Below are 8132 nucleotides of genomic sequence, written 5' to 3' on the forward strand. Positions count from 1 at the left end.
CTTCTTCGCTTCCTTCTCTCTTTTGCTTCGCTAATGCCGCTGCTTTTGCTTTCGCGGCCGCGGCTGCGCGCCGTTTTGCTTCTTCCAAAGTCATTTCACTATCTTTTGGTAGCGCTTTCTCTTTTTCTCGATTTTCTTCCTCAAGTTTACTTATATCCGCATCATGTTTCGCAACAAGACGCTTTCTTGCCTCTTCTTTCGCACGCCTAGCCGCTTCTTTTTTCAAATCCTCTAAGTCTTTGTTTGGATCACTCATTTATTCGTCACCTGCTTTCCCGTCTTTGCCTCGTAACGAATTTTTTCTTTCAATTTATTAATTCCATAAATTAAGGCAGCAGGATTTGGTGGGCAGCCAGGAATATACACGTCAACTGGTACGATTTGATCTACACCTTTCACAACAGCGTATGAATTTACATACGGACCACCTGCTGTCGCACAAGATCCCATTGCAATAACCCATTTTGGTTCAGGCATTTGATCATATAAACGCCGAACAATAGGAGCCATCTTCTTCGTTACCGTTCCCGACACAATCATAACGTCCGATTGCCTTGGTGAAGTCCGAAAAAATGACCCAAATCGGTCTAAATCATAATGTGATGAACCTACTCCCATCATTTCAATTGCACAGCATGCTAGTCCGAATGTCATCGGCCATAAAGAATTGCTCCGTGCCCATCCTTTCAATTGCTCCAATGTAGAAAAAAAGATATTTCGTTCTAATTCAGCACGTTCATTTGGATGTAATTCCTCAAAATTTATAACCATTGTAACACCTTCTTTTTCCAAGCATACGCTAATCCAACTAGCAACATTACAACAAAGATGAGCATTTCAATCAGTGCAAATAAACCGAGCTTGTCATATGCAACAGCCCATGGATATAAAAATAAAGTTTCTACATCAAAGATGACAAACAATAAAGCAAAAATATAATAACGAGCATGAAACCGAATATTCGCATCATGAAAAGGCTCAATCCCACTCTCATACGTCGTCGCTTTCGCTGCACTTGGTTTGTTTGGACGCAGCATCCTTCCTAATGTAAGAGCCACTACCGGCAGCAATATACCTAATAGCAAGAAAATCAAAACGATCATATAACTATTTTCATATACACTTGCCATTGTGAAACCCTCCCCCCTGAATTAAGAACAAGTTCACTTAGTAAACAATATGTCCTAGTTGCAGTAATTATTATTTTTAAATTTTTCTAAATAATGCAACTATTTTAATCATTATAACAAACTTCAAATTCCTATGTCGATATGTTGGGGACAGAAACGAGAATTATTAAAATCTATTTTTATAACTCGCTATACCTGTGCAAAATAAGTATAGAAATTATATATATTTTTCAAGAAACAATAAAAAAGAAAAAGAGGAATTTATATGTATATACCGTGGGTGAGATAAATGAAGAAACAAACACATGTAAGTATTCTTATAAGCATTATATTGTTATCTGTAGCGATTCATTACGTAGCAATGCCTTTTCTATATGAATACTCATTTCCTTTTCAAATTTTAATTGGAATGAGTACCTTATTCATTGATATTATCGCTTGTAGTTATATACTTTATTTTTCAAATAAAAAAGAAGGATTACCTCGTTTATTTTGGACCATTTTATCTGTTGGAACTCTCTCTTATTTCATTGGTGATATCGTCGTTGCCTATCAACGTTTAATTTTAAAGGACTACTATACATTCGTCGATGCGTCCGATTTTTTTTATCTACTTTTTTTAATTAGCTTTGCATTTGCCTTTCTATATGAAATCATCTATAACCGCGATTTATTAGAAAAGCTTTTTATGATATGTGATATTTGTATTATTGTTACAGCACAATTCACTTTAAGTTACTACTTACTTATTGAACGCACCATTCACGTTTCTTCAACATCCTATATCGACATATTTGTTCAACTTACCTATCCAATGGCCGATTTGCTCTTTTTTCTCATAGGAATCAATTTGTTATTCAAGCCATTATCCTTATTATCAAAAACAGTTGGTGCGCTTCTTGGCAGTGCTTTAATTTTATATGCTACTACAGATGCTATTTATGCTTATATCAAATACTTCACACCCGAGTATTCCATGTTTACAGTTACTCCTCTCTATCAAGTAACTTTAGTACTAGTAGCAATCGCCTGTATTCTGCATACAAAAGAACCTGAAAGACAAGAGCAAGTACTATTAACACCTAAACTTGGGGAATCAATCAGATTGTCATTACCTTATATTTCTGTAGTCATGCTTATTGTTTTTATATTAGTTGAATACGTTTTTGCACCTATTGTAGTAATCGGGCTTATGATAACTTTCTCCTTCGTTCTCATACGCCATAGTTTAGTTCGAAAACAAAATAAAATATTATTACTAGCCCAAATGCAATTCAACTCCGAACTCGAAAAGCAAATTGAATTACGTACAGAAGATTTAGTGGAACAAAAAAATGAACTATACCATAACCAACAAATGTTTAAATCTTTATACGAGCACCATCCAGATCCAATCTTCACATTAGATTTGTACGGTAATTTTCTCAATGTGAACAATGCTGGTACTACTTTACTCGGCTATCAAACGAATGAATTATTAAATCAACCTTACTATTCACTTATGTATGAAGAAGATTTGGAAGAAATCATTAATGCCTTTCATCGCGTAAAAAAGGGGAAATCTATTTCTTTAGAAATACGGGCATATCATAAAAATAGAGATATCTACTACTTGCACGTTACAGCCGTTCCTATCTTTTTAAAAAATCATATCTCTGGGGTTTATTTAATGATTAAAGATATTACGGAAAGCAAACAACAACAAGAACAAATTAATTTTCTAGCATACCATGATACGTTAACAGAGCTTGCAAATCGCCGTGCATTTCATCAATATGTAGAACAAGCAATTGCTCGATCCGAAATATCAAAAAGGCCTTTTGCTGTTATGTTTCTTGACCTAGACCGCTTTAAGGTTATTAACGACACCCTCGGTCATAGGGTTGGAGACCTTCTATTAATTGCAGTAGCAAAAAGGCTTGAAAGAATAGCAACACCAAATATGAAGCTCGCCCGATTAGCTGGGGATGAATTCACAATCCTTATTGAGAATTATAAAAAAAGACCCGATGTAAAAAAAATAGCTGATGCGATTGTAGCAGACATGAACGAACCATTCGAAATTGAAAATCAACATTTAAAAATCTCACCAAGCATCGGGATTGCAATATATCCTGAAGCAGGTGAAGATCCATTATCAATCTTGCAGCATGCCGATATGGCCATGTACGAAGCAAAAAACAAAGGGAAAAACGGTAGCTCTCTGTACACGAAAGAATTGTATAAAAAAATGGAACGAAAAGCTCGAATTGAAAAAGATTTACCACTCGCTTTAGTAAATGAGGAATTTTATCTCGTCTATCAACCACAAATTGATATTACGACGAAAAAAATTATTGGAGCTGAAGCATTAATACGCTGGAAACACCCGCTCCTAGGTGACATTCCGCCATGTGAGTTCATTCCAATCGTAGAGGAGACTCCACAAGTTATTCCACTCGGTCATTGGGTATTAAAAGAATCTTGTCGCCAGTTAAAAATATGGCATACTTTCGGCTACCAAAATTTAAAAATAAGTGTGAACTTATCAGCAAAGGAGTTCCAACAAGATCATTTAATCAAACATATTTCACAAATACTAACAGACCTTAACGTCGATCCCAAATATGTAACACTTGAGTTAACAGAACGAATTGCGATGATCGATGAAAAAGAAACATTATCAAGACTAAAACAATTAAAAGAATATGGTATTCAAACATCCATTGATGACTTCGGTACCGGATATTCTTCTCTCGCTTATTTATCAATTTTCCCTATCGATACATTAAAAGTACCGAGAGAATTTACACAACTCGCCGATCATCGACCTGAGGAAAGAGCCATCGTTTCTACTATCCTTTCCCTTGCAAATACTTTAAACCTTTCTGTCGTTGCTGAAGGAATTGAAACAGAAAAACAACTTAAATTTCTACAAAAAAACAACTGTAAATATATGCAAGGCTACTATTTCAGTAAACCACTTACGAGTCATCAATTTATAAAATTCCTACAAAAAACACCCAGTATGAATCAATAGCTCATACTGGGTGTTTTTATAGTGTCGGAATTTTTTTCTCGTAATATTCCTCTGCAATTTCTTCATAAAAAGCTGCTGACGTCGTATAAAAATATGGAATTAGCCATAGGAATCCAATTCCTAACGTAATACAACTTAATATAAACCAACCGATAAAACTTAAACATAAAATGAAATACTCCATCTTATGTCCATCCATCATACGACGGCTTTCTGTAATAGCTTGATTTATAGAATACTCAGGGTGATCGTTTATAATAAAGTACGTCATCGCATAAGAAAATGATTTAATAATGCCTGGAATAATAAATAGTAAAAACCATAAGAAAATATAAATGTTCACTACTATATATAATAAAAATGACTTGATAAACTTACTTCCTTCTGTAAACCATCTGAATATATGTCCAATACGCGCTTCCTTTTCACGAATGATATGCAGTGCTAAATAATAACCACCTAGCGTTAATGGGCCTACCATCAATATTGAAATAACATCTACTGAAAGCGAGCTATTTACTTCTTTCCAATCCCAAACCTGAGAGAAAATGAAATTAATACTAAAACTAAAAGCTGAAATAAGAATAGAAATCAGTAATGTTGCACCGACAGCTAATCCCCATTTCCCTTCTAATGAATCTAGCGCTTCTCCTTTTAAATCACTAATCATAATCGTCCTCCTATACATAATAACCCTATTAGTATAGCATGTTCCTACTCCAATTCATCTTTTGAAAGATGGCGATAAAAATGTGCTGTCGTTGTACTCATATACGGGCTAAGCCAAAGAAAACCTATTCCAAGTGTAAGAATCGCTAACATTGCCCAACCTATAAAACTCAGCCACAACAGAAACAAATCCAATTTGTGCCCCTTCATAAGATGCTTACTTTCTTTCATTGCCTGTGACACACTATACTCTGGATTTTCAACCATAACATAGTACGTCAGCGCATAAGAAAAGTACATCACAATCATACCAACGATTGAAATAGCTAATAGTACAAAGAAAGCGATAGTAAACGACGTATTTCCTTCTTCACCAAAAAATGCGAATACGGCTACTAGCAACATTGGAATCCATGTGCCTGTATATAACAAAATCGCAAGCATTGCCCACATCGTTTTCATCATTCTTTTAAAGCCACGAAATCCTTCGAATAAGTGATCTACTTTAGCACTTTCTCGTTTACTAATCTGTAAAAATACATTTGTATAACCGTATGATGTAATTCCATACGATGCGTTACTTAAAATTATCATAATGCAATAAAAAATTCCAAATGTAATACCTGCTCCAATTGATATTGTTTGCTCTTCAAGTGAACCTGTGAAACCAACAAATAGTAAAAATATAATAACTCCTGGAATTAAAAGTATAAGCATTGCAGCCATCGAAACAACGTAACTTAAAATAAAATATAAAATTGTTGATCCAACACCTAGTCCCCAATTTCCCTTTAAAGAGTGCAACGCTTCTCGTTTCATTTCACCAATCATTTATTCAGCTCCTTTATAAAGTGAAACTTTAATCAGTGGGGGTTTTGTTCATCCCCCACTGATTATTAGTTGAACCAATCGGACGTTAACGGACAGTTGATCTCCCACCTAACTTCTTTGCTCCAACTGAATTTTGAGGTGGGAGTTTTACTGTCCGTTAACGCGGGATAAATCGTTGTACATTCTCTACTTATACAAGCATCAATATAATTATACCATTTTTGTAAAATTATCCATAAACTACACAAAAAAATCCGTAAAGGCAAAGCCTTTACGGATTTTTTATTTCATATCAGAAACGTTTAAACGGTTCACGGCACGTTGTAATGCCATTTCTGCACGTCTAAAGTCAACATGTGCTTGTTTATCTTGCATACGTTGCTCAGCGCGACGCTTCGATTCATTTGCACGATGGATATCGATATGGTTTGCTTCTTCAGCAGATGATGATAATACAGTTACTTTATCTGGACGAACTTCGATAAAGCCACCGCTTACTGCTACATAATCAGTGTGTCCACCATGTTTCAGACGAACTGCACTAATTTTTAACGGTGCAACAGTTGGAATGTGACCTGGTAAGATCCCCATTTCCCCACTCTCTGCTTTTACACTTACCATTTCTACTTCTTTTTCGTAAACCGGTCCATCAGGAGTTACAATACTGACTGGAAATGTCTTCATAATTCGTCCCTCCTAAGGCCTTACGCCATCATTTTCTTCGCGTTTTCAATAACTTCTTCAATGCCACCAACAAGGCGGAATGCATCTTCTGGAAGGTCATCATATTTTCCTTCTAGAATTTCTTTAAATCCGCTAACTGTATTTTTTACAGGTACGTAAGAACCTTTTTGACCTGTAAACTGCTCAGCTACGTGGAAGTTTTGAGATAAGAAGAATTGAATACGACGAGCACGATGTACAACTAACTTATCTTCTTCAGATAACTCATCCATACCTAAGATAGCGATGATATCTTGAAGCTCTTTATAACGCTGTAAAGTTTGCTGTACTTGACGAGCTACTTCATAATGCTCTTCTCCTACGATTTCTGGAGAAAGTGCACGAGATGTAGATGCTAATGGATCTACGGCTGGGTAAATACCCATTTGTGTTAAACGACGCTCTAAGTTTGTTGTTGCATCTAAGTGAGCGAACGTTGTAGCTGGTGCTGGATCCGTATAGTCATCGGCTGGTACATATACCGCTTGGATAGACGTGATAGATCCTTTATTTGTAGATGTAATACGCTCTTGTAATTGACCCATTTCTGTTGCAAGTGTCGGTTGGTAACCTACCGCAGATGGCATACGACCAAGAAGGGCAGATACTTCAGAACCTGCTTGCGTGAAACGGAAGATATTATCGATGAACAGAAGTACGTCTTGTCCTTGCTCATCACGGAAATGTTCAGCCATTGTTAAACCTGTTAATGCAACACGTTGACGTGCTCCAGGTGGCTCATTCATTTGTCCGAATACCATCGCAGTTTTCTTAATTACGCCAGAATCGCTCATTTCGTGGTATAAATCGTTACCCTCACGAGTACGCTCACCTACACCAGCGAATACAGAGATACCACCGTGTTCTTGTGCGATGTTATTAATTAATTCCTGAATTAATACAGTTTTACCTACACCGGCACCACCGAATAGACCGATCTTACCACCCTTAATGTAAGGAGCAAGTAAGTCTACTACTTTAATACCAGTTTCAAGAATTTCTACTTTAGTAGATAGTTCTTCGAATGCAGGTGCTTGACGGTGAATTGGATCACGACGTACGTCGGCAGGAACCTCACCATCTAAGTCAATTGCATCACCTAATACGTTAAATACGCGACCAAGTGTTGCATCACCAACTGGTACAGAGATTGCTTTACCAGTATCTTCTACTTCTGTACCACGAACAAGTCCGTCTGTGGAAGACATTGCAACTGTACGAACTGTATCATCACCTAAATGAAGTGCAACTTCAAATGTTAAGTTAATGCTTGTTCCGTTTTCGTTGCTTTGTTTTACCGTAAGGGCGTTGTAGATTTCTGGTAGCTTTCCGCCATCAAACTTAACGTCTACAACCGGACCCATGATTTGCGTAACGCGCCCTTTATTCATCGGGTTCCCTCCTAGCTTTCTTTTAATTAGCCAACTTTCTACGAGCAGTTAGCTTTTCATTTTTTATTGGTTTATAGCCTACGCGGCTCTTTGGAAAGAGCCACCTACGCTTTTTATTGAATCTAGTTCCAGCGGCTAGAACAGTCGGTCATTTCGCGCCTTCCTACGAGGCAAAAAGCGCCTCTTTGTCAGGAGCTCCAATGCCCTCCTGTTCTGGATGAGCCGCTTCCACTTTTTACTGAATCTAGTTCCGGCGGTTAGAATGTTCGGTGGCTTCGCTTTTTCCTGCGAGGCACAAATCGCCTCTACGTCAAAAGCTCCATCCCCCTCTCATTCTGAATGAACCGCCTATACTTTTTAATACTACTC

The 8132-nt window shown here is 36.9% G+C and carries 7 protein-coding genes and 1 pseudogene; 1 reads left to right on the forward strand and 7 read right to left on the reverse strand.

The annotated features are described in order from the left end of the window. The 3 genes and pseudogenes from MR113_RS26055 to nuoA form a co-directional block, all read right to left on the reverse strand. Positions 1-256 (reverse strand): annotated as a pseudogene (locus MR113_RS26055) (NADH-quinone oxidoreductase subunit C); the annotation flags it as partial. Further along, positions 253-771, reverse strand: coding sequence for an NADH-quinone oxidoreductase subunit NuoB (nuoB, locus tag MR113_RS26060; protein ID WP_000236331.1), 519 nt, complete (start codon positions 769-771; stop codon positions 253-255). The pseudogene MR113_RS26055 and the gene nuoB, both read right to left, overlap by 4 nt. After that, positions 762-1130: an NADH-quinone oxidoreductase subunit NuoA gene (gene nuoA, locus MR113_RS26065; RefSeq protein WP_000179273.1), complete on the reverse strand. Its 369-nt coding sequence runs from the start codon at positions 1128-1130 to the stop codon at positions 762-764. Before nuoA ends, nuoB begins: the two co-directional genes overlap by 10 nt. A gap of 289 nt (positions 1131-1419) precedes the next feature. Between nuoA and MR113_RS26070 the strand changes: the two genes are divergently transcribed. Further along, on the forward strand, positions 1420-4149 hold the full coding sequence (locus MR113_RS26070) for a putative bifunctional diguanylate cyclase/phosphodiesterase (protein WP_242257359.1): 2730 nt from the start codon (positions 1420-1422) through the stop codon (positions 4147-4149). Positions 4150-4165: 16 nt separating this feature from the next. On the opposite strand, the gene MR113_RS26075 is transcribed toward MR113_RS26070, so the two are convergent. The 4 genes from MR113_RS26075 to atpD all read right to left on the reverse strand — a co-directional run bounded on the left by MR113_RS26075 (position 4166) and on the right by atpD (position 7763). Further along, positions 4166-4819 (reverse strand): DUF975 family protein, encoded by a 654-nt coding sequence (locus MR113_RS26075; RefSeq protein ID WP_097817069.1) that lies wholly within the window; start codon positions 4817-4819, stop codon positions 4166-4168. 44 nt (positions 4820-4863) lie between these two features. Then, a complete protein-coding gene (locus MR113_RS26080; RefSeq protein ID WP_242257360.1) occupies positions 4864-5649 on the reverse strand; it encodes a DUF975 family protein in 786 nt (261 codons plus the stop codon). Positions 5650-5931: 282 nt separating this feature from the next. Continuing rightward, complete coding sequence (atpC, locus tag MR113_RS26085) at positions 5932-6333, reverse strand: F0F1 ATP synthase subunit epsilon (protein WP_000847207.1); 402 nt, start codon at positions 6331-6333, stop codon at positions 5932-5934. Positions 6334-6353: 20 nt separating this feature from the next. Next, a complete protein-coding gene (atpD, locus tag MR113_RS26090) occupies positions 6354-7763 on the reverse strand; it encodes a F0F1 ATP synthase subunit beta (protein ID WP_001032603.1) in 1410 nt (469 codons plus the stop codon). Between the last annotated feature and the right edge of the window lie 369 nt (positions 7764-8132).

This window comes from Bacillus cereus group sp. BfR-BA-01379 (genome assembly GCF_022663605.1).
In the GTDB taxonomy this organism is placed as follows: Bacteria; Bacillota; Bacilli; order Bacillales; family Bacillaceae_G; genus Bacillus_A; species Bacillus_A mobilis.

Bases quoted from the DNA above. Each gene is read 5' to 3' on its own strand.
- atpD (WP_001032603.1), bottom strand. From the start codon at position 7,763: ATGAATAAAGGGCGCGTTACGCAAATCATGGGTCCGGTTGTAGACGTT.
- MR113_RS26080 (WP_242257360.1), bottom strand. From the start codon at position 5,649: ATGATTGGTGAAATGAAACGAGAAGCGTTGCACTCTTTAAAGGGAAAT.
- nuoB (WP_000236331.1), bottom strand. From the start codon at position 771: ATGGTTATAAATTTTGAGGAATTACATCCAAATGAACGTGCTGAATTA.
- atpC (WP_000847207.1), bottom strand. From the start codon at position 6,333: ATGAAGACATTTCCAGTCAGTATTGTAACTCCTGATGGACCGGTTTAC.
- nuoA (WP_000179273.1), bottom strand. From the start codon at position 1,130: ATGGCAAGTGTATATGAAAATAGTTATATGATCGTTTTGATTTTCTTG.
- MR113_RS26075 (WP_097817069.1), bottom strand. From the start codon at position 4,819: ATGATTAGTGATTTAAAAGGAGAAGCGCTAGATTCATTAGAAGGGAAA.
- MR113_RS26070 (WP_242257359.1), top strand. From the start codon at position 1,420: ATGAAGAAACAAACACATGTAAGTATTCTTATAAGCATTATATTGTTA.